This is a genomic window from Bradyrhizobium sp. (assembly GCF_022844465.1).
In the GTDB taxonomy this organism is placed as follows: domain Bacteria; phylum Pseudomonadota; class Alphaproteobacteria; order Rhizobiales; family Xanthobacteraceae; genus Bradyrhizobium.
Genome location: NZ_JALHLP010000004.1, coordinates 235,701 through 255,714 on the forward strand (window position 1 = coordinate 235,701; position 20,014 = coordinate 255,714).

19 protein-coding genes are annotated in these 20,014 nt (G+C 63.5%); 6 read left to right on the forward strand and 13 right to left on the reverse strand.

Translation table 11 applies throughout. The features are described 5' to 3' along the window. Nucleotides 1-2: 2 nt before the first annotated feature. The 4 genes from Q0D31_RS10935 to Q0D31_RS10950 all read right to left on the reverse strand — a co-directional run bounded on the left by Q0D31_RS10935 (nucleotide 3) and on the right by Q0D31_RS10950 (nucleotide 2,089). Complete coding sequence (locus Q0D31_RS10935) at nucleotides 3-551, reverse strand: F0F1 ATP synthase subunit B' (RefSeq protein ID WP_291849760.1); 549 nt, start codon at nucleotides 549-551, stop codon at nucleotides 3-5. Between the two features lie 53 nt (nucleotides 552-604). Further along, nucleotides 605-835 carry a F0F1 ATP synthase subunit C gene (locus tag Q0D31_RS10940; protein ID WP_016847054.1) on the reverse strand — a complete coding sequence of 77 codons (231 nt, stop codon included), beginning with the start codon at nucleotides 833-835 and terminating at the stop codon, nucleotides 605-607. Nucleotides 836-892: 57 nt separating this feature from the next. After that, nucleotides 893-1,648: a F0F1 ATP synthase subunit A gene (locus tag Q0D31_RS10945; RefSeq protein ID WP_291849763.1), complete on the reverse strand. Its 756-nt coding sequence runs from the start codon at nucleotides 1,646-1,648 to the stop codon at nucleotides 893-895. Nucleotides 1,649-1,717: 69 nt separating this feature from the next. Next, nucleotides 1,718-2,089: an AtpZ/AtpI family protein gene (locus tag Q0D31_RS10950; protein WP_291849766.1), complete on the reverse strand. Its 372-nt coding sequence runs from the start codon at nucleotides 2,087-2,089 to the stop codon at nucleotides 1,718-1,720. Between the two features lie 274 nt (nucleotides 2,090-2,363). Here Q0D31_RS10950 and Q0D31_RS10955 point away from each other — a divergent pair, with 274 nt between their 5' ends. The 3 genes from Q0D31_RS10955 to Q0D31_RS10965 all read left to right on the forward strand — a co-directional run bounded on the left by Q0D31_RS10955 (nucleotide 2,364) and on the right by Q0D31_RS10965 (nucleotide 4,075). Beyond that, nucleotides 2,364-2,987, forward strand: coding sequence for a 2-hydroxychromene-2-carboxylate isomerase (locus tag Q0D31_RS10955; RefSeq protein WP_291849769.1), 624 nt, complete (start codon nucleotides 2,364-2,366; stop codon nucleotides 2,985-2,987). A gap of 64 nt (nucleotides 2,988-3,051) precedes the next feature. Continuing rightward, on the forward strand, nucleotides 3,052-3,570 hold the full coding sequence (locus tag Q0D31_RS10960) for a hypothetical protein (RefSeq protein ID WP_291849772.1): 519 nt from the start codon (nucleotides 3,052-3,054) through the stop codon (nucleotides 3,568-3,570). A 31-nt stretch (nucleotides 3,571-3,601) separates the two neighbouring features. Continuing rightward, complete coding sequence (locus Q0D31_RS10965; RefSeq protein ID WP_291849775.1) at nucleotides 3,602-4,075, forward strand: secondary thiamine-phosphate synthase enzyme YjbQ; 474 nt, start codon at nucleotides 3,602-3,604, stop codon at nucleotides 4,073-4,075. 90 nt (nucleotides 4,076-4,165) lie between these two features. Here the strand turns inward: Q0D31_RS10965 and Q0D31_RS10970 are convergent, their stop codons facing one another. The 6 genes from Q0D31_RS10970 to Q0D31_RS10995 all read right to left on the reverse strand — a co-directional run bounded on the left by Q0D31_RS10970 (nucleotide 4,166) and on the right by Q0D31_RS10995 (nucleotide 9,741). Further along, on the reverse strand, nucleotides 4,166-5,785 hold the full coding sequence (locus Q0D31_RS10970) for an MFS transporter (RefSeq protein WP_291849778.1): 1,620 nt from the start codon (nucleotides 5,783-5,785) through the stop codon (nucleotides 4,166-4,168). A 407-nt stretch (nucleotides 5,786-6,192) separates the two neighbouring features. Next, on the reverse strand, nucleotides 6,193-6,552 hold the full coding sequence (locus Q0D31_RS10975; RefSeq protein WP_291849781.1) for a hypothetical protein: 360 nt from the start codon (nucleotides 6,550-6,552) through the stop codon (nucleotides 6,193-6,195). Between the two features lie 104 nt (nucleotides 6,553-6,656). Next, nucleotides 6,657-6,980, reverse strand: coding sequence for a hypothetical protein (locus tag Q0D31_RS10980; protein ID WP_291849784.1), 324 nt, complete (start codon nucleotides 6,978-6,980; stop codon nucleotides 6,657-6,659). Then, nucleotides 6,977-7,297 carry a hypothetical protein gene (locus Q0D31_RS10985; RefSeq protein WP_291849787.1) on the reverse strand — a complete coding sequence of 107 codons (321 nt, stop codon included), beginning with the start codon at nucleotides 7,295-7,297 and terminating at the stop codon, nucleotides 6,977-6,979. Before Q0D31_RS10985 ends, Q0D31_RS10980 begins: the two co-directional genes overlap by 4 nt. Nucleotides 7,298-7,468: 171 nt before the next feature. Further along, nucleotides 7,469-9,448 carry a sodium:solute symporter family protein gene (locus Q0D31_RS10990; RefSeq protein ID WP_291849790.1) on the reverse strand — a complete coding sequence of 660 codons (1,980 nt, stop codon included), beginning with the start codon at nucleotides 9,446-9,448 and terminating at the stop codon, nucleotides 7,469-7,471. Nucleotides 9,449-9,462: 14 nt separating this feature from the next. After that, a complete protein-coding gene (locus Q0D31_RS10995; RefSeq protein ID WP_291849793.1) occupies nucleotides 9,463-9,741 on the reverse strand; it encodes a DUF4212 domain-containing protein in 279 nt (92 codons plus the stop codon). A 334-nt stretch (nucleotides 9,742-10,075) separates the two neighbouring features. Here Q0D31_RS10995 and Q0D31_RS11000 point away from each other — a divergent pair, with 334 nt between their 5' ends. From Q0D31_RS11000 to Q0D31_RS11010, 3 genes are all read left to right on the forward strand, one after another. Beyond that, nucleotides 10,076-10,696 (forward strand): hypothetical protein, encoded by a 621-nt coding sequence (locus Q0D31_RS11000; protein WP_291849795.1) that lies wholly within the window; start codon nucleotides 10,076-10,078, stop codon nucleotides 10,694-10,696. Between the two features lie 40 nt (nucleotides 10,697-10,736). After that, nucleotides 10,737-12,869, forward strand: a complete 2,133-nt coding sequence (locus tag Q0D31_RS11005; RefSeq protein WP_291849798.1) for a DUF294 nucleotidyltransferase-like domain-containing protein — start codon at nucleotides 10,737-10,739, stop codon at nucleotides 12,867-12,869. A 172-nt stretch (nucleotides 12,870-13,041) separates the two neighbouring features. After that, entirely contained in the window at nucleotides 13,042-13,716 is a 675-nt protein-coding gene (locus Q0D31_RS11010; RefSeq protein WP_291849801.1) for a response regulator transcription factor, read from the forward strand. Between the two features lie 133 nt (nucleotides 13,717-13,849). Here the strand turns inward: Q0D31_RS11010 and Q0D31_RS11015 are convergent, their stop codons facing one another. From Q0D31_RS11015 to Q0D31_RS11025, 3 genes are all read right to left on the reverse strand, one after another. Beyond that, a complete protein-coding gene (locus Q0D31_RS11015; protein ID WP_291849804.1) occupies nucleotides 13,850-17,362 on the reverse strand; it encodes a PAS domain-containing hybrid sensor histidine kinase/response regulator in 3,513 nt (1,170 codons plus the stop codon). Nucleotides 17,363-17,474: 112 nt separating this feature from the next. Further along, on the reverse strand, nucleotides 17,475-18,704 hold the full coding sequence (gene hemA, locus Q0D31_RS11020; protein WP_291849807.1) for a 5-aminolevulinate synthase: 1,230 nt from the start codon (nucleotides 18,702-18,704) through the stop codon (nucleotides 17,475-17,477). A 204-nt stretch (nucleotides 18,705-18,908) separates the two neighbouring features. Next, a complete protein-coding gene (locus tag Q0D31_RS11025; RefSeq protein WP_291849810.1) occupies nucleotides 18,909-19,970 on the reverse strand; it encodes an MBL fold metallo-hydrolase in 1,062 nt (353 codons plus the stop codon). Between the last annotated feature and the right edge of the window lie 44 nt (nucleotides 19,971-20,014).

The window sequence follows — 20,014 nt, forward strand, 5'->3', positions numbered from 1 at the left end:
ATCTATCCCTTCAAGGACGCGTCGACGGCGCTGTTCACCGTCTTGCTGTCGGGCAGCGCGCCGGTGAGGCGCTGGACGATCGCGCTGGCTGCATCCGCGGCGATGCCGCGGACATTGCTCATGGCGTTCTGGCGGGTCGCCGCGATCTGCTTCTCGGCGCCGGCGAGCCTTGCGGTGAGCTGGTCCTCCAGCTTCTTGCGTTCGGCTTCCGAGGCCGCGTTGAGCTTCTCGCGGGTTTCGTTGCCGATGGCCTGCGCCCGGGCGCGCGCGGAAGCGAGCTCGGTTTCATAAGCCTTGATCGCGGATTCCGACTCGTCCTTGAGCGCCTGCGCCTGCGCCAGGTCGCCTTCGATCGCCTTCTGTCGCGCGCCGATCACGCTCTCGACGCGCGGCAGCGCGATGCGGGACACGATCAGATAGAGTGCGACGAACGCGATGGTGAGCGACACCAGTTGCGAAGCAAACGTGCTCGACTCGAACGGAGGAAAGCCCCCGCCGTGGCCGCCGTCCGCTCCGGTGTGGGCGCCGGTACCATGACCCTTTTCAGCCACGGAATTCTCCCTTTGCTGTCAGGCGCGCCGCGGGCGGCGCGCGAAGGTGCAGCTCAGAGCGGAACGAACAGCAGCAGCAGCGCGATCAGCAGCGAGAAGATGCCGAGCGCTTCGGTCACGGCGAAGCCGAAGATCAGATTGCCGAACTGGCCCTGGGCCGCCGAAGGATTGCGCACCGCCGCGGCAAGGTAGTTGCCGAAGATGATGCCCACGCCGACGCCCGCGCCGCCCATGCCGATGCATGCGATGCCCGCGCCGATAAGTTTTGCTGCTGCCGGTTCCATTTTCTCGAGCTCCTTGAGAGGTAAGACAAAGTGAGGGTGGAAATTCTCCCGGACCGCCTAGTGGCCGGGATGAATGGCGTCGTTGAGGTAGATGCAGGTCAGGATCGCAAACACGTAGGCCTGCAGGAAGGCGACCAGCAATTCGAGCGCGGTCAACGCGACGGTGAGCGCCAGCGGCAGCATGCCGCCGATCCAGCCGATCGTGCCGAGCGAAACGCCGAGCATCGCGACGAACCCCGCGAACACCTTCAGCGCGATGTGGCCGGCCAGCATGTTGGCGAAGAGACGCACGCTGTGCGAGACCGGCCGCAGGAAGAACGACAGCACTTCGATGAACATCACCAGCGGCAGGATGTAGATCGGGACGCCGGAGGGGACGAAGATCTTGAAGAACTTGAGGCCGTTCTTGTAGAGGCCGTAGATCAGCACCGTGAAGAAAACCAGGAAGGCCAGCGCCGCGGTGACGATGATGTGGCTCGAAACCGTGAACGTGTAGGGAATGATGCCGATCAGGTTCGAGATGCAGATGAACATGAACAGCGAGAAGATCAGCGGGAAGAACTTCAGGCCTTCCGAGCCGGCGGTCGAACGGATCGTCGAGGCGACGAATTCGTAAGAGATTTCCGCGATCGACTGCAACCTTCCGGGAACCAGCTGCCCGCGCGCCATGCCGCCGATCATCAGCAGCGAAATCACCGCTACCGACAGAAACATGTAGAGCGACGAGTTGGTAAAGGCGATCGTCTGCTTGCCGATCTGGCCGATCGTGAAGAGGGGCTCGATGTCGAACTGGTGGATCGGGTCGATTTTCATCCGGGCGGCTCTTTATCCACCGGCCTGGCCGGCAATCGTATTTCAGATGTCGTGACTTCCCGTCGCGGCTCAGCGTTTGCGAGAAGCTGCGCCTGCGGACCTCACCACGTTGACCACGCCGGCGGTGAAGCCGAGCAGCAAGAACACGATGAGACCGAACGGCGACGTCGACAACCAACGGTCGACCCCCCAGCCAATCGCCGCCCCGACGACAACGCCCGCGACCAATTCCGAGGAAAGGCGGAAACCCAGCGCCATGGCAGATGCTCTGGCGGCCCTGTCTCCGCTTTCAGTTCCGGGTTGGTCCGTCCTGAGTTTCCGGTTGTCGCGAATTTCGGACAATCGGTGGTCAAGACTTCCGAGCCTTGCGGAAAGCGCAGCTTCGTCAGCTGACGGTTGATCGCGATTTCCACTTGCGTTGTCGTTGGTGTCCTGGGCCATGCCCAAGACACTAAACGATGCCAGCGGTTGATGGAAATTGCGCCCGTCACCCTTGAAGCCGCGCGGACCATACTTACCACGCCTAATCAAGTCAAGATTGCGCCGTAACCAGTTATTTCATTGATTCAATTAGATTTATTCCAGCATTGCCGGCCGCCTCATGGCCCCGTCACCGCACCGCAGCAGTTGTCGCGACATCGACCGATCTTGCCTCTACTTTGCTGACCTGTTGGGATGCTTGGAGCTGATTGCCAGATTCCTTCCGGGAGCCCGCATGCCGCGCCAGGTCGACTACTTTTTTTCGTTTCAATCGCCGTGGGCCTATATCGGGCATCGGTGTTTCCGGGAGCTCGTAAGCACTTATGATCTCAAGGTAAACCATAAGCCGGTGGTGCTGGTCGACCTGTTCTCGGAAACCGGCGGCCTGCCGCTGATGAAACGCCACCCGGTGCGGCAGCGCTACCGGATGGTCGAATTGCAGCGCTGGCGCGACAAGCGCGGCCTGAAATTCAATCTGCAGCCGGCGAACTGGCCGTTCAATGCGCGGCTGGCCGATGGCGTCGTGATCGCGGCCAACGAGGCCGGTCTCGATCCCGATAAATATTTGCAGCGCGCATTCGCCGGCGTCTGGGAAAATCAGCTCAACTTGGCCGATCCCGCGACGATTGAAAAGCTGGCCGACGAATCGGGACTGCCTGGCAGGCAGTTGGTGGAACGCTCGGGCTCCGAGCAAATCAGCGCGGCCTATGAGCAAAATCGCCAGGACGCGCTGGCCGCCGACGTGTTCGGCTCGCCGGTCTATGTGCTGGATGGCGAGGTGTTCTGGGGACAGGACCGCATCGAATTGCTGGCCGATGCGTTGAAGTCTGGCCGCGCACCCTATAGCTCAAGGGTATAGCGGCGCATTGGATGCGCCGCTGCGGCCGGTGCAAAGGGCACGGCCAAAAGGCGGGAGCAAGTCCATGCAGACTGGTGGATCTTCGCTGAAATTTTTGGCCATCGCCGCGCTGGCGCTTTTGCTTGCCGGTGCCGGGAAAGCGCTCGCGGGACCGTTGCCGGAGACCGAGAACGGCCGCTACGCATTGTCGCCGACGGGCGATGGCGTGCTCCGGCTCGACACCCGCACCGGAGCGATCTCGACCTGCAACAACACGGGCGCGGGCTGGGCCTGCTATGCCGTCCCCGATGAGCGTTCGGCGATGGATGCGGAAATCGGCCGGCTGCAGGCCGAAAACGCGAAACTCAAGGCAGAGCTTGCCGAACGCCAGCCGACTGTTGCCGGCAAGATCGAGGAACCGTTGCCGAAATCGGATTCGTTGAAGAAGAACGAACCGAAGATAGCCGAGGGCGAGCGCCGGATCGAGATTCCGCTGCCGAGCGATCAGGACATCGATCGTGTGATGTCGTTTCTGGAACGGGCGTGGCGGCGATTGATCGAAATGGCCAACCGGGTGCAGAAAGACGTCGGCGGCAGGATTTGAGACATCAGCCGACGGATCGAGAGTTTTGATTGTGACCGCGCCCAGATTGGTTTCCCGAACCGCGCCCTCGTCCGTCAGCGCCGGCGACATCGTGTCTTCGTTGCTGACCGTGCAGACGCCGGGCGCGGGCTTTACCGACCTCACCGCCGAAATCGCCCGTTTCCTCGCTGACGCCCTGGCGCGCGAGGGCGCGGTCACGCTGTTCATTCGCCACACCTCGGCGTCGCTGACGATCCAGGAGAACGCCGATCCCGCCGTGCTCGTTGACCTCACGACGGCGCTGAACCGGCTTGCCCCGGAGAACGCCGGCTGGCGTCACGACACCGAGGGGCCGGACGACATGCCGGCGCATGTCAAGACGATGCTGACGGCCACCTCGCTGCAGATACCGGTGATGGCCGGCAAGCTCGCGCTCGGAACGTGGCAGGCGATCTATCTGGTCGAGCACCGCGCCCGGCCGCACCGGCGCGAGGTCGTGGCGCAGTTCATCGGCGCGACGGACTGAGGCGCTCCGAAAAAAGAAACCGGCCGCGGATAGATCCGCAGCCGGTTTGCCGTCAATGTCCGGGGGCGCTTTTTGGCCCCAGCCGCAAGCTTACTTGGTGATGTCGACGTCCTTGGTCTCGGGCAGGAACAGGAAGCCGACGACCGCGGTGATCGAGGCGAAGATGATCGGATACCAGAGACCGGCGTAGATATCGCCGGTCGAGGCCACGATCGCGAACGAGGTCGCCGGCAGCAATCCACCGAACCAGCCATTGCCGATGTGATAGGGCAGCGACATCGAGGTGTAGCGGATCTTGGTCGGGAACAATTCGACCAGCATCGCCGCGATCGGCCCGTACACCATGGTCACGAACAGCACCAGGACGAACAAGAGGCCGATGATCGCCGCAACCTGGGGTCGGAAGATATCGAACGGGTTCGACATCTTCACGATCTGGGCGTCGCCGGCCTTCGGGTAGCCCGCGGCCTGCACGGCCGCCAGCACCTGCGGGTTCGACGCCGCCGCCGTGTACGGCACGTCCTTGCCGTTGACGACGACCTTGACCCCGGAGCCTGCGGCGCCATAGGCGGTCGAGTACTTGACCGATTGCTGCGACAGGTAGGCGCGGGCGGTGTCGCAGGGCGCGGTGAAGACGCGGGTGCCGACCGGATTGAACAGGTCGCCGCAGCCTGCCGGATCGGCCACCACTTCGACCTTGATCGTGTTGATGGCCTTTTCCAGCGCCGGGTTGGCGTTGCCGGTGATCATCTTGAAGATCGGGAAGAAGGTCAGCGCCGCGATCAGGCAGCCTGCCAGGATGATCGGCTTGCGGCCGATCTTGTCCGACAGGGCGCCGAACACGATGAAGAAGCCGGTGCCGAGCAGTAGCGACCAGGCGATCAAGAGGTTGGCGGTATAACCATCGACCTTCAGGATCGACTGCAGGAAGAACAGCGCGTAGAACTGCCCCGTGTACCAGACCACGCCCTGGCCCATCACGCCGCCGAACAATGCCAGCAGCACGATCTTGGCGTTGCTCCACTTGGCGAAGGATTCGGTCAGCGGCGCTTTCGATCCCTTGCCTTCGTCCTTCATCTTCTGGAACACCGGCGACTCGTTCAATTTCAGCCGGATCACGACCGAGACGCCGAGAAGAACCACGGACAGCAGGAACGGGATACGCCAGCCCCAGTCCGCGAATGCGGCTTCGCCGAGCATCGTGCGTGTAAACAGGATCACCAGCAAGGACAGGAACAGTCCGAGCGTCGCCGTGGTCTGGATGAACGAGGTGTAGTAGCCGCGTTTGCCGTGCGGGGAATGCTCGGCCACGTAAGTTGCCGCGCCGCCATACTCGCCGCCCAGCGCCAGGCCCTGCAGCAGGCGAAGTATGATCAAGATGATTGGCGCTGCGATGCCGATGGTGGCGGCGTTGGGCAACAGGCCGACGACAAAGGTCGACACGCCCATGATCAGGATGGTGACCAGGAAGGTGTATTTGCGTCCGACGATATCGCCGATGCGCCCAAACACGATGGCGCCGAACGGGCGCACCAGGAAGCCGGCGGCAAACGCCAGCAGCGCAAAGATGTCGCGGGTTGCCGGCGGATAGGCCGAGAAGAACTGCGCGCCGATGATAGCAGCGAGCGACCCGTAGAGATAGAAGTCATACCATTCGAAGACGGTGCCGAGGGACGAGGCAAAGATGACGAAACGTTCGTCCTTTGTCATTCCCTGGGGCTTCGCGGAGGCGGCGTTCGCAACGATTGTCGACATTTCGGATCGCTCCCTTTCTTCTTCCAACTCACAAACATGTGTGCTGCGTCAGATAGACGCTTATTGTTGCGAGCGTCCTACAGGTTCGCGACGCCGGGCCCAATAGTACTTTCGGCTGGCGTTGAGCTTCCGCGTACAGGACAGAACGTGATCCATGCCACCGTCCCGTGGCTGATTCGGCCCGCGCAATTGGTAGGCAGAGCTGATTCCCGGAACGCGGAAGACTTTGCATTCACGGCTGTTCTCGACGCTTCGGCCCGACCGGAGTTCAACCGATTCGACGAACAGCAGCCGTGCGCCGCCCAGGCTCGGAGTTCCGTCGGCCGGCGCCGTCTCGAACTAAAGTCCAATGCGGTCGCTAACTAAAGTCCAATGAAGGAGAACAAAAGCGCGATTGCCCACATCACGATGGAGATCATCGCGGTCCAGCGCGCGAACATCAGGTAGGTCTCGCGCATCAGCATCGAAATCGTTCGTTGCGCTGAGGCTTGGGGAGGCCGGTTTTCCTTGGCAAGATAGAGCCACATCTCGGTCCGGCGATGATCCTTGGTCCGGGCCTCGTGGGCCTTCAGCACCAGAACGAGCGTCATCAGCAGGCTGAGAAACCCCCCCGCCTGGAAGGATTCGCGCGGCAGGAAGGACAGGCCGATCATGACGCAGAAAATGGCGAGCGAGGCGAATCCGCATGCACGAAGCACGGTTTCATACGCAACACGCCGCATCTCTTCCATGATTCGTGATCCGTCGATGGAAGGAAACATGCCGAATTCGGAACGGCTGCAGCGTAGCGGCGGGGCGGCCTGGCCTCAACACCGCGTATCGAAGGTTACAGTCCGATCGTGAGAAAGTTACCGGCGGCGGGAAGCGCCAGAATTGCGGTTCCGGCGAGCCATATCCAGAGCGATAGGTCACTTGATTCCGAGGCGCCGGTGATCCGCTCGTAGATTGCCGCGGGGATTCCGCCGAGAATGATGGTGGCGGTCGAAACCATCAGCGACGCGAACATCAGCGTCAAAGACAGACTCCCAAACAGCAGCGGACCGGCCAGCATCTGGACGTACAACAGCGCGAAAATCAGTGCGAGCTGGTTGAATATGCCGTTGATCATCCCGAAGAATGCAATGCCGATGAAATAGAAATTGCGGTTCACGATGCCGCTCCGCCGAGCCGGGGCGCCAGATTCAGCAACAATAATGCGTAGTGGAGCGCGACGCGGAGCCAGAACAGCCAGACGAAGCCGAACAACCAAAGCACCACCGGAGGAGTTACCTTCGGCGTCACGGTTGCGACCGCCGCGACGACGGGGTCGGTGATCCGGCAGAAAAATCGCCAGATGTAGTTCGGCGAGTCCGCATCCACCATCAGCCCGAGCAGGACGCGGCCGAGCAACGTGTACATCAAGGCTGCGAGAATGAAGTTGGGCAGATGGAAGTACCAATATTCGCCGAGCGAGCTTGCGATATTCAAAGACGTTTCTCCTCGCGGCCTTGCAACATCGATGAGACCGGCGCCCGGTCTTTGCAGTCAACCGATCTCGGCCAACCATGGCAAGGGCGGGATGTCCGGGCAAGGCGGATATGCGCTACAAACAAAGACGGGGCCCGAAGGCCCCGTCTGATTTCCAGTTTCGGAACGTTCCTAGGTCGTCTTCTCCTCAAGCACCGTCCTGCCTCGTGGCTTCCGGATGTCGTCGACATAGGCTTGCATTTCCTTCGACGGCTCCCTGCCGAGCAGGCTGACGACGTAGATGACCAGGAAACCGAGCGGCGTTCCCAGTAGTCCGCAGGCGATGTTGGTTAGGTTGAACCAACCGATCTTGTTGGCCAACGGATGCGCGAGTGTCGGGAAGCTTTCCATGGCATTGGGCAACGCCATGGCCTTCGCGATGTCGACCAGCGGCGCGCCAGTCAGCGGGTTGATCAGCGATGTCATGCCGAAGTACTTCACGCCCATGCCCGGGAAGTACCGGGTCGTGACGAGATAGAACAGGCAGAGGCCGAAGCCGGCGATGATGCCGCAGATGGCCCCGGTGGCGGTCGTGCGCTTCCACCAGACCCCCATCACCAGCGCCGGGAAGTTGCCGGCCATCGCAAGCGAGAACGCCCAGCCGACCATGGCCAGGATATCCGCCGGCTTGGTTGCCGCCGTCGCTGCCGCGATCACGGCGACGACCACGAGCAGAGCACGCGCCACCGTGAGCCGGCGCATGGTCGGCGCGTTGGGGTCGATCATCTTGTAGTAGACGTCGTGCGACAGCGCGTTGGCGATGGCGAGCAGCAGCCCGTCGGCAGTGGACAGCGCTGCCGCCAGACCGCCGGCCGCCACGAGGCCCGAGATCACATACGGAAGTCCTGCGATCTCCGGTGTGGACAGCACGATCACGTCGGTATTGATCACGAAGTCCTGCAGTCTGACGACGCCGGGATGACCTGCGATGGACTTGCACGCAGCGATGATCGCATCGATGCTGCCCGCGTTCTTTCCGCAGATCTGGATCAGGCCCAGTTCACCCCAGTTGAAGATCCAGGGTTTGAGCGCGCCGACATTTGCCCCGATGATGTTGGTGTAGACTTCCAGCTTCGAGAACGCGGCGTAGGCCGGCGCGGAGAAGTACAGCAGGAAGATGAACAGCAGCGACCATGCCACGGACTGGCGCGCCTCACGCACCGACGGGGTGGTGAAATAGCGCATCAAGATGTGCGGCAATGAAGCGGTGCCGACCATCATGCACATGATGATGGCGAAGAAGTTGAGCGGGCTGTAATTGATGAACGGTTGGATATGCGGCTTCAGCCCTGCGACTGTCGCCAAGCCGGACGACAGCATCTGCTGCTCCCGCGCAGCGATATCTGCGATCGCCTGTCCGTAGGTGAGTTGCGGAAGCGGAATTCCGTACTGCTTGGTGGACAGGATGATGATGGGCGTCAGATAGGCGATGATCAGCACGACGTATTGCGCGATCTGGGTCCAGGTTACGGCCCGCATGCCGCCCAGCATTGCGCAAAGCAGAATGCCGACGAGGCCGGCAAAAACCGCGAGCTCGAACTGCATCCCGAGGAATCGCGAGGCGATCAGGCCGGTGCCGTAGATCTGCGCCGTCACATAGGTGAACGAGCAGGCGACCAGCACGATCACGCCGAGCGATCGCGCGAAGTTTCCGCCATACCGGAACGACAGGAAGTCAGGCACCGTGTAGGCGCCAAACTTGCGCAGATAGGGTCCGATCAGGATCGATACCAGCACAAAGCCGCCGGTCCATCCGAGCACCCACGCCAGGCCGTCATAGCCAAGCAGGAACAGGGTGCCGGCCATGCCCACGAAGGACGCCGCCGACATCCAGTCGGCGCCGGTCGCCATGCCGTTGTAGAAGGCCGGGACGCGCCGGCCGGCGACGTAATACTCAGAGACCTGCGCGGTCCGCGTCATCACGCCGATGATGGCGTAGACCGCCAGCGTGAAGAACACGAACAGGTAGCCGAGGATCTTGTTTGGAACGCCTACCTGCTCGAGCACCGCGAGCAGGATGATGAAGGCAATGAACCCGCCGGTGTAGGCGCCATACATCTTGCCCAGATTCTTGATGAAGTCCGAGCTGCTGGCAGAAGCTTCTGTAGCCATGGTCTCTTCCTCCCTCAATCTTCCTCGGCGAAGCCGAATTCGCGGTCAATCTTGTCCTGCTGTCTCGCAAACATGAACAGCATGACCACGAACACGATGAGCGACCCCTGCGCGGCCATGTAGAAGCCGAGGGGAAAGCCGACGATCGGAATCGTGAACTTGTTGAGGGGAACCACAAACATGTGGATGATGAAACCGAAGAAGAACCAGACGCCGAGATGCGTGAACATCAGACGCGAGGTCTTTGCCCAGTGCGCCTCTTCCCTCGCCTTCATGCTTGCTGAGTCAGCCATGGATTGCATTCCTCCCTCAAAAACCGGACAGCAGCTGCGCCGGAATGAATGATCGAGGGGAATGCAAATCCCTTCAGCGCGGCGCCCCCTCTGGCCGCTGTCCCCACCGGTCTTGAGCCGATTCGGGAGACAACGAAAGCTAACACCAGGGCCGGTCGGTTCTTCATTAGACTTTCGGAGGTGCTTGATTGCTGCAGTGCGAACGCAATGCCATGTCGGAGAGGTAAATTTCCGCAACTGCTAACGACGCGGCATTGAGAACATTGAACTTCGCGGAGATCGGATAAGGTAGGCCGACAAGGTCACCGGGTCGGCCCGGCCGGATGCAGTCGCGATGAAGCTGTTCGAAAAGTTGTTTCGTCCTCGTCCGCCGGTTCGCGACCGGGAGGCGCTTGCGGACTTCATCGATGCGCAATCGGCCTTCATCGTACAGAAGGGCATCTACGAATACTCGCGCGCCCGCGCGGGTCACTATGCCAAGGTCCTGTTTGCTGAAGAGGGATTTGCCCAGTCCGTTGAGCGCGCCCGCTGGCAAGCCTTTCCGCTTGGCCTTTCGATGGTCGGCGAAATGGTCGAGGGGGTGTTGGCCGCACAGGCCGGGACCGCGCGCCGGCCAATTCTCGACCAATTGATCCTTGTCGTGCTCTCGGTTTTCGACCGGTACCCGATCCCTCCGTCGATCGGAGAAGAAGCCTGGCTTGAAGCGCGTCGTCACCTTGCACAGCGGCTCGATCTTGTCGGAGGGCGGGCGCCCAAGCGTGTGATGGACATCCCCGAACCGCTGGCGGAAAGCTATTTTGCGATGATGCCGATCCACGAGAAGCTGCGCGGCCGGGATTTCCAGACGACGCGCAATTACCTTCGCGTCAGTCTTTGCAACATCCATGACGAACTGGTCGCGCGTATGGACCGGCCCGCGCTGGAACGGGCCCTGGTCGCGGGCGCCGCGGCGTAGTTCTCGATCAGGCGCACGGCCACCGGCAGGGGGAGGGGCGATGGACAGGGCAAACAGCGCGGCCCCGCTCTTGTCGATCGACGCCGTCGTTATCGATACCGAAACCACCGGGCTCGATCCTCGCAAGGCGCGGGTGATCGAGCTTGCCGGCGTGCGATTGCAGGCCGGAAAACTGGCCGGCGGCGACCAGTTTCATGAATTGCTGCGGCCGGCCGATGAAGCGATCCCGGTCGAGACGACGCGCATCCATGGCATCGACGACGCCATGGTCGCCGGCTCGCCGCTGTTCGCCGACGTCTGGCCGCGCTTCGGCGCGTATCTCGGCCAGGCCGTGGTGATCGGGCACACGGTCGGCTTCGACCTTGCCATGCTGAAGCGTGAATGCGACCTGGCCGGCCTGCCCTGGGTCCGGCCCCGCACGCTCGACACCCGGCTCCTGGCGCAGATCGCCGCACCGGAACTGGCCGGCTATACGCTGGAGAAGCTGGCGGCCTGGCTCGGTGTCGACGTCGCCGAACGGCATTCCGCGCTCGGCGATGCGGCGACCACCGCGCAGGTGTTTCTGGCGCTGGTGCCGAAGCTGCGCGACCACGGCATTCGCACCATCGCCGAGGCGGAGCGGGCCTGCCTTGCTCTCACCTCCGTACTCGACGATCAGGCGCGAGGCGGCTGGATCGAGGCCGTCGAGGCGCCGGCGCGCGCCGATGCGCAGCGGACCCTGAGGCGCTTCGACAGCTACGCCTATCGGCATCGTACCCGCGACGTGATGCGGACGCCCCCGGTCTTTGTGGCGGCCGGCACGTCGGTTCAGGCCGCGCTGGCGCGGCTGTCACACGAGCGAATATCGGCCACCTATGTCGGGCCGTCAGCCGCTTCCGGCAGCGTCAAGGCGGCGGACGCAGCCATTGTGACGGAACGCGACTTGCTGCGTGCGATCGCGAGGTCCGGCGCCGCGGCGCTCGATCTGCCGGTCGGACAGATCATGAGCCGGCCGCTTGCGGCAATCTCCGCGGACGCCTTCGTCTATCGCGCCATCGGCCGCATGAATCGTCTAAGGATCCGCCATCTCGGCGTTGTCGACGAATCCGGCAGCGTGGTTGGCGCATTGTCCGCGCGCGACCTGCTCCGCCAGCGCGCCGGCGAGGCGATATCGCTCGGCGATGAGATCGACGACGCGGTAGATGCGCACGGCCTGGCTGTTGCATGGGGCAAGCTGCCGCGGGTCGCGGAAGCGCTGCTGGCCGAGGGGATTTCGGGCCGGGATATTGCCGAAGTGATTTCCCGCGAACTCGGTGCGCTCACCGGGCGGGCCGCCGCAATCGCCGAGCGAATGATGGCAGAGCGCGGCGAAGGCGGCCCGCCATGCCGCTACGCGATGATCGTTCTTGGATCGGCCGGTCGCGGCGAAAGCCTGTTGGCGATGGACCAGGACAATGCCGTTGTTTTCGAACGGGGCGAGCCGGAGGGTAGCGAAGACCGCTGGTTTGCGGCTTTGGGAACGCTGGTCGCGGATATCCTGCATGAGGCCGGCGTTCCCTATTGCGGCGGCGGCGTCATGGCAAAGAATCCGTCCTGGCGCGGGTCAGTCGCAATCTGGCGGAGTCGCATCGACCGCTGGATCGCGCGCTCCAATCCCAAGGACCTGCTGTCCGTCGATATTTTCTTCGATCTGCGCGCGGTCCACGGTGACGGCAGCCTTGCAGTCGGTGTGCGGGAGGCTGCCTTCGCCGCCGCCGAGGGTCAGGTCCCGTTCGCCAAGCTTCTGGTCGAGGGGATCAGCGTTCCCAAGAGCATCAAATTCCTTGGCGGCATCCGCACCGAGGATGGCCGCATCGATCTAAAGAGGGCGGGACTGTTCGGCATCGTTTCCGCAGCGCGCGCCTTGGCGATCCGGTACCACGTGATGGATCGATCAACGTCGGCCCGACTCGCCGGGATAAAGGCGTTGCTTCATGTCAGCGAAATGGATCTGGACGCGCTTGGCGAGGCGCAGGGCATATTTCTCGACCTGATCCTGTCGCAGCAAGTCGAAGATATTGCCCATGGCACCCCGCCTTCCAATGCCGTCTCGGTGAAGCGGCTGTCAGCCTACGACCGGGATCGGTTGCGGTCGGCGCTCGAAGCGGTGGCATCCATCGACGCGTTGGTCCGCGACGTCCTGTTCAAGGATTGAGGCGCGCTTGCGTTGCCTGGCGCATCATTGTGCGACGCACAAGGAGTGGGTTAACCGCTTCTGTGCGGGGCAATATTTGCGCCTTGCATGCAGCCCTCCGGCGGGGGACAATTAGACTCCCCGGGCGGGCCGCGTCCCGCTATGCGCTGCTGCAACGTCGCAAAAAGAGCAAATGACAGCCGCCACCAACACTCACCTTGTCATCGCCGACGACCACCCGTTGTTTCGCGACGCCTTGCGGCAGGCGGTTGTCAGTGTCGTGAGTGGGGCTGTGGTCAGCGAGGCCGGGTCGTTCGACGATCTCACCGCGTTGCTGGAGCGGGAGGCCGACGTCGACCTGATCCTGCTTGATCTCGCCATGCCGGGGATATCAGGCTTCTCCGGCCTGATTTATCTCCGCGCGCAGTATCCGGCTATTCCTGTCGTGATCGTATCCGCGAGCGACGATGCCGGCACGATCCGGCGCTCGCTCGATTTCGGCGCCTCCGGTTTCATCCCCAAGCGCTTCGGGATCGAGACGCTACGTGAGGCCATCATCAAGGTGATGGAGGGCGACGTCTGGGTGCCGCCCGACACTGACCTCTCGTCGGCGGACGATCCCGAGATGATGCGGCTGCGAGATCGTCTGGTGACGCTGACGCCGCAGCAGGTGCGGGTGCTCATGATGCTGTCCGAGGGGCTGCTGAACAAGCAGATCGCCTATGAGCTTGGCGTGTCGGAAGCGACCATCAAGGCGCATGTTTCGGCGATCCTGCAGAAGCTCGGCGTCGAAAGCCGAACCCAGGCGGTGATCGCCGCCGCGAAAATCGCCGGCGGCAACTGGCGGCAGGGAGCAACGACGGGGTGACAAGGACACGTCGTTCCGGGGCGCGAAGCGAACCTCAGATGCGCCCTTGCACCGGGGAACCTCGAGATTCTCAGGGGCGCAAGGGGGCGCTTTATAGTTCGATGCTGACGCATCGCCCCGGAATGACAGCCCCCTACTCCGCCGCCGCCACCATCTGCTGCGCCCGCCACTGGCCGAGCAGGGCGCGGAGCGATGCCGGCTTCACCGGCTTGTTGAGGATCGCGATTTTTTCCTCGCGCGCCGCCGCCTGCACGTGGGGGCTGCGGTCCGCCGTGATCAGGATCGCGGGGGTGGCTTCACCGATGCGGCGGCGGATGTCGCGAATCGCGGCGATGCCGTTGCCGCGGTCGAGATGATAGTCGACCAGGAGTCCGGTCACGCTGCCGCCGCAGGTTTCGATCGCCGCGATCGCGGCCTCGGGGTCAGCCACGGCGATCACCTCGGCATCCCAGCCGGTCAGCAATGTCTTCATGCCGTCAAGGATCGCCGGATCGTTCTCGATGCAAACGATCAGGGCGCCGCTCATCGGCGCCCTGGGAAGCGGCGTTGCGGTGGTGACCGCGGCGGTATAATTGATCGCCGCGGCGACCGGCACCGACACCGAAAACGCCGAGCCGCCGCCGGCATTGGCGTCGAGGGCGATGCTGTGGTTGAGGACGCGCGCCAGCCGCTCGACGATCGACAGGCCAAGGCCGAGGCCGCGCGCGATCCGCGCGCCCTGTTCGAGTCGGTGGAATTCCTTGAATATCTCGCCGCGCTTGGTCACCGGAATGCCGACGCCGGTATCGTAGACGCTGATCCGCAGCGATTGTCCGCGGCAGCGGCAGCCGACCAGCACGCGCCCGCGCGGGGTATATTTGATGGCGTTGGAGATGAGGTTCTGCAACAGCCGCCTGAGCAGCGCGCGATCGGACTGCACCGGCAGCGAGCAGGGAACGAAGGTCAGCTCCAGCCCCTTGGCGCGGGCGATCGGCGCGAATTCGATCTCCAGCGAGCGCATCAGGTCGGCCATCTTGAAGCTGGTGATGGAGGTCGTCATCGCCCCCGCATCCAGCCGCGAAATGTCCAGCAGCGCGCCGAGAATTTCCTCGATCGCCTCCAGCGATTCGTCGACGTTTTCGACCAGCCTTGAGTCTTCGCCGCCATTCTGCCGCTCGACGAGGCTCGTCACATAGAGCCGTGCCGCGTTCAGCGGCTGCAGGATGTCGTGGCTGGCGGCGGCCAGGAACCGGGTTTTCGAGATGTTGGCGTCTTCGGCCGTGCTCTTGGCGAGCGCCAGTTCGGAATTCAGGCGGGTCAGCTCCTCGGTGCGGTCGCGCACGCGCTTCTCCAGCGTCGCATTGGCGCGTTCCAGCGCTTCGGCCGCCTCGAAGCTCGGCGTGACGTCGGAGAAGGTGATGACGAAGCCGCCGCCCGGCATCCGGTTGGAGCGAACCTCTATCACCAGATGGCGGTCGGGCAGGCGCTCCAGATAGGGTTCGCCCTCTCTGGTGTAGGCCTCGAGCCGCCGCTGCAGCAACGTGGCGGGGTCGCCGAAGCCCGATCGGCTGACATCGCCCATGAATTCGAGAATCTCACGCAACGGGATTCCGAGCTGTACCAGGTGTGGCGGCAGCGCCAGGATTTCACCGAACTGGGCGTTCGAGCAGATCAGCTGCAAATCGGCATCGAACACCGCGATGCCCTGGCGGACGTGGTTCAGCGCGGTTTGCAGGATCTCGCGGTTGAAGTGCAGCGCGGCATGGGAATCGTCGAGCAATTTCAGCGCGGCCTTGGCCGAGACGGTGCGCTTGCGCAGCAACAGCGACATGACGACCCGCGAGGAGGCCGCCCCGATCGAGGAAGCGATCAGGCGTTCGGCGTGTTGCAGCAACTCGAAATCGGCCGGCGCCGCCGGATCGAGATTGCCGGGATGGTTGGCGGCAAAGGCCTCGAAAGCAACGCGCGCGCGGTCGGGGCCGAGATATTGTATCACCGTGCTCTGGATGTCCTGCACCGTGACCGTGGTGCGCCAGCGCCGGAAGGTCGGGGTGATCGGCGTCAGCGTGTTGGGCACGAACAGGTCGGCCTGCAGCCGCTCGATCGACGACGGCTGGCGCGCGATCGACATCGCGATGTAGGTCAGAATGTTGAGCGAGAGCGACCACAGCACCCCGTGCATCAGCGGCGGCAGGTCGGCGCCCAGCAACGCCCGCGGACGCAGCGCCTCGATGCCGAATGGTCCGTTCTGCAGCAACAGCAGGCCGGCGGGGTTGCCATCCAGGAAGCTCGGCAGGAACAGCGTATAGGCCCATACCGCGACGCCGACCAGCATGCCGCCGATGGCGCCCCGTGCGGTTGCCTTGCGCCAGAACAGGCCGCCGAAGAACGCCGGGGCCAGTTGCGCCAGCGCGGCGAACGACAGCAGGCCGATCGCCGCCAGCTGGGTGCTGCCGAGTGCGCGATAGTACAGGTACGCCATGACCATGATGGCGAAGATCGCAAGCCGCCGGATCGTAAGCAGGAAGTGGCCGAAATCCTTGCTGCCCGCGCGTGCCGCGCGTGTTCGCTTCAGCACCAGCGGCATGACGATGTCGTTGGAGACCATGATGGAAAGTGCCACGCACTCCACGATCACCATCGCGGTCGCGGCCGACAGGCCGCCGACGAACACGACGATGGAGAGCAGCGGCGCATTTGCCGCAATCGGCAATGCCAGGACGTACATGTCGCTGTCGACCGCGCCGAACGGGAAGGTGACGAGGCCGGCAAGCGCGATCGGAATCACGAACAGGTTGATGGCGACGAGGTAGAGCGGAAACAGCCAGCGCGCGCGCTTGACCTCATCGAGGCTGGAATTTTCGACGACGCTGACGTGAAACTGCCGCGGCAGCAGCATGATCGCGCAAAACGACAGCAGCGTCATGGTGAGGAAATTGCCGATCGAGGGTACATGACTGATCGCCCGCATCGCTTCCGGCGATTGCATGGCGCGTTCGATCAGCTCGACCGGCGTGAACATCCAGAAGGTGACGAAGGCGCCGGCGGCGAGAAAGGCCACCAGCTTGACGATGGATTCGGTGGCGATCGCCAGCATCAGCCCGTGCTGATGTTCGGTGGCGTCGGTCTGGCGGGTGCCGAACAAGACCGCGAACACCGCCATCGCCAGCGTTACCACCAGCGCAATGTCGCCGATCAGCGGAATCGAGGGGAACAGCTTGTCCTCGCTGAGGATCGTCTCCAGCGACGACGCCATCGCCTTGAGCTGGAGCGCGATATAGGGCACCGATCCGACGATCGCGATCACCGCCACGGTGGCGGCGACCGCCTGGCTCTTGCCGTAACGCGCGGCGATGAAGTCCGCGATCGAGGTGATGTTCTGTGACTTCGCCAGCTGGATCACGCGCCGCAGCAGCGGCGTGCAAAGCCCGATCATCAGGATCGGGCCGAGGTAGATCGCGAGGAAATCGAAGCTGGTGCGGGTGGCGAAGCCGACCGAGCCGAAGAAGGTCCACGAGGTGCAGTAGATCGCCAGCGACAGCGGATAGATCAGCATGCTGGCGCGGCCGCGCTGGCTCGGCGACAGCCGGTCGCCGTAGCTGGCGACGACGAACAGCAGTCCGATATAGGCGAACGCGGCGGCGATCACGCCCCAATCGTGCAGCATTGCTGCCTCTCTCCCTTCACGGCGGGGATCTCGGGAAAGCCGACTATAGGCGCATAGGGCGGCCGGCGCACCGCGCTATCCGCCCGGTTTTTCCGGATTTGCGCGGACAGGGTTACTCGGCCGCCAGCGATTTCTGCTTCAGCGGCAGGCCGAGTTGCTCCCAGACCTGCAGCAGCGCTTCCGCCAATCCGTCGATCAGGCCGTCATCGTGGTAGGGCGAGGGCGTGATCCGCAGCCGCTCGGTGCCTTTGGCCACCGTCGGATAGTTGATCGGCTGGATGTAGATGCCGTGCTGCTCCAGCAGCAGGTCGCACGCCTGCTTGCATTTCTCGGGGTCGCCGACGAACAGCGGAACGATGTGGGTCTCGCTCGACATCACCGGCAGCCCGGTGGCGTTGAGGATCGCCTTGACCCTGGCGGCGCGGTCCTGGTGGCGCTCGCGCTCCCAGGTCGAGGTCTTGAGGTGGCGGATCGCGGCGGTCGCGGCCGAGCAGATCGCCGGCGGCAGCGCCGTGGTGAAGATGAAGCCCGGCGCATAGGAGCGGACCGCATCGATCATGTCGGCGTTGCCGGCGATATAGCCGCCGAGGCAGCCGAACGCCTTGGCGAGGGTGCCTTCGAGTACGTCGATGCGGTGCATGACGCCGTCGCGCTCGGCGATGCCGCCGCCGCGCGGTCCGTACATGCCGACCGCATGGACCTCATCGACATAGGTCAGGGCGCCGTATTTCTCGGCGAGATCGCAGATTGTCGAAAGCGGCGCGACGTCGCCGTCCATTGAATAGAGGCTTTCGCAGGCGATCAGCTTCGGACGGTCGGGGCCCGCCGCCACCAGCAGCTGTTCAAGGTGCGCCATGTCGTTGTGACGGAAGATCTGCCGCTCGCAGCCGGCCTGGCGAACGCCTTCGATCATCGAATTGTGGTTCAGCGCGTCCGACAGGATCAGGCAGTTCGGGATCAGCTTGGCAATGGTCGAGATGCCGGTCTGGTTCGAGACGTAGCCCGAGGTGAACAGCAGCGCGGCCTGCTTGCCGTGCAGGTCCGCCAGTTCCTGCTCGAGCTGGACTAGCGGGTGATGGGTGCCGGCGATGTTGCGGGTGCCGCCGGCGCCGGTGCCAACCCGCGTCGCGGTCTCGACCATGGCGCCGACCACCTTGGGATGCTGGCCCATGCCGAGGTAATCATTGGAGCACCAGATCACGACGTTGCGTGGGCCTTGCGGCGCGTGCCAGACCGCGTGCGGGAAGCGGCCGGCGATCCGCTCGAGGTCGGCGAAAACCCGGTAGCGCCGCTCGTCATGCAGGCGGGTGAGCGCGGCGCTGAAGAATTGGCTGTAATCCATCACAAGGACCTGGAACGGAACCGGGAACGACGTTCACCTTTCTAGAACCTTTCCAGCTTTGATGTCTACGCGAAATCCCGCATTGGGGCTCGGCTCCGGGTTGCTACTTAGTCCGGACGAAAATTGATCCGGATCAAGGCGCTAGATGCCGTCCATGCCGGTATTTCGTCACTTGGAAACCCCCGGCGGCGGCGCTGGCGGCGGTCAGGTGGTCCGGAACCGCAGCACCCCGTCGCTCACTTCCGCAGTAAGGCGGCCTTCGTTGAGCATATAGTTGACGTGGGCGATCAGCTCCCCGGACGCAAAGCCCATCTGGTGCACGTCCAGCGGATATTTGTTGAACACGACCGGCACCAGCTCCCGCGAGGTCTGCGCGGTTTCCCGGCAGGCTTCCGCGATCAGCCGGCAGCGGTCCTCGTGGTGGTCGGCGAGCTGCTTGATGCGGGTCTTGAGGCCGTAGAACGGTACGCCATGGCCCGGCAGCACCATCACGTCGTAGGGCAGCGTGGTGGTGAGGCTCGCCAGCGAGGCCAGGTATTCCCCGAGCGAGTTCTGGTCCGGCTCGACCGCCCAGACGCTGACATTGGGCGAAATCTTGCTCAGCACCTGGTCCGCCGACAGGAACAGCTTGTCGGCGGCGCAATACAGCATCACCTGGTCGAGCGCGTGTCCGCCGCCGGTGATCACCTTGAAGCGCCGCGCGCCGATCACGACCTCGTCGCCATGCGCGATGCGGCGATAGGAAGGCGGCAGCACCGAGACCCGCTTCAGGTAATCCTGGCCGCGGCCGAGCAATTTGTCGGTCAGGCCTTCGTCCATGCCGTGACGGCGGAAGAACAGCCGCTGGGCATTGCGCCGCTCCTCGGTGCCGCGGTTCTGGTGATAGACCGATTGCAGGTATTCGACCTGCGACATCTGCAGCGGGCAGTCGAAGCGTTCGACGATCCAGCCGGCGAGCCCGACATGGTCGGGATGCGAGTGGGTGACGATCAGCCGGGTCACCTTGACGTGCCGGAGCGGACCCTCGAACAGCAAGGTCCAGGCTGCGATGGTTTCCTCGTTGCCGAAGCCGGAATCGACCATGGCCCAGCCGTCGCCGTCGGCCAGCAGGTAGATGTTCACGTGATTGAGCCGGAAAGGCAGCTTTAGCCGGATCCACAACACCCCCGGCATCACCTCGACCACCTGATCGGGGCCGGGGTGATTTTCCCAGGGGTATCGCAGCGCCTCTGCGGAGGACTGAACCATGTCGGTCTTGGAATGCATGCTACCGACTTAGCGGTAGCGGCGGCGCGGCGCCAGCCCGAAAA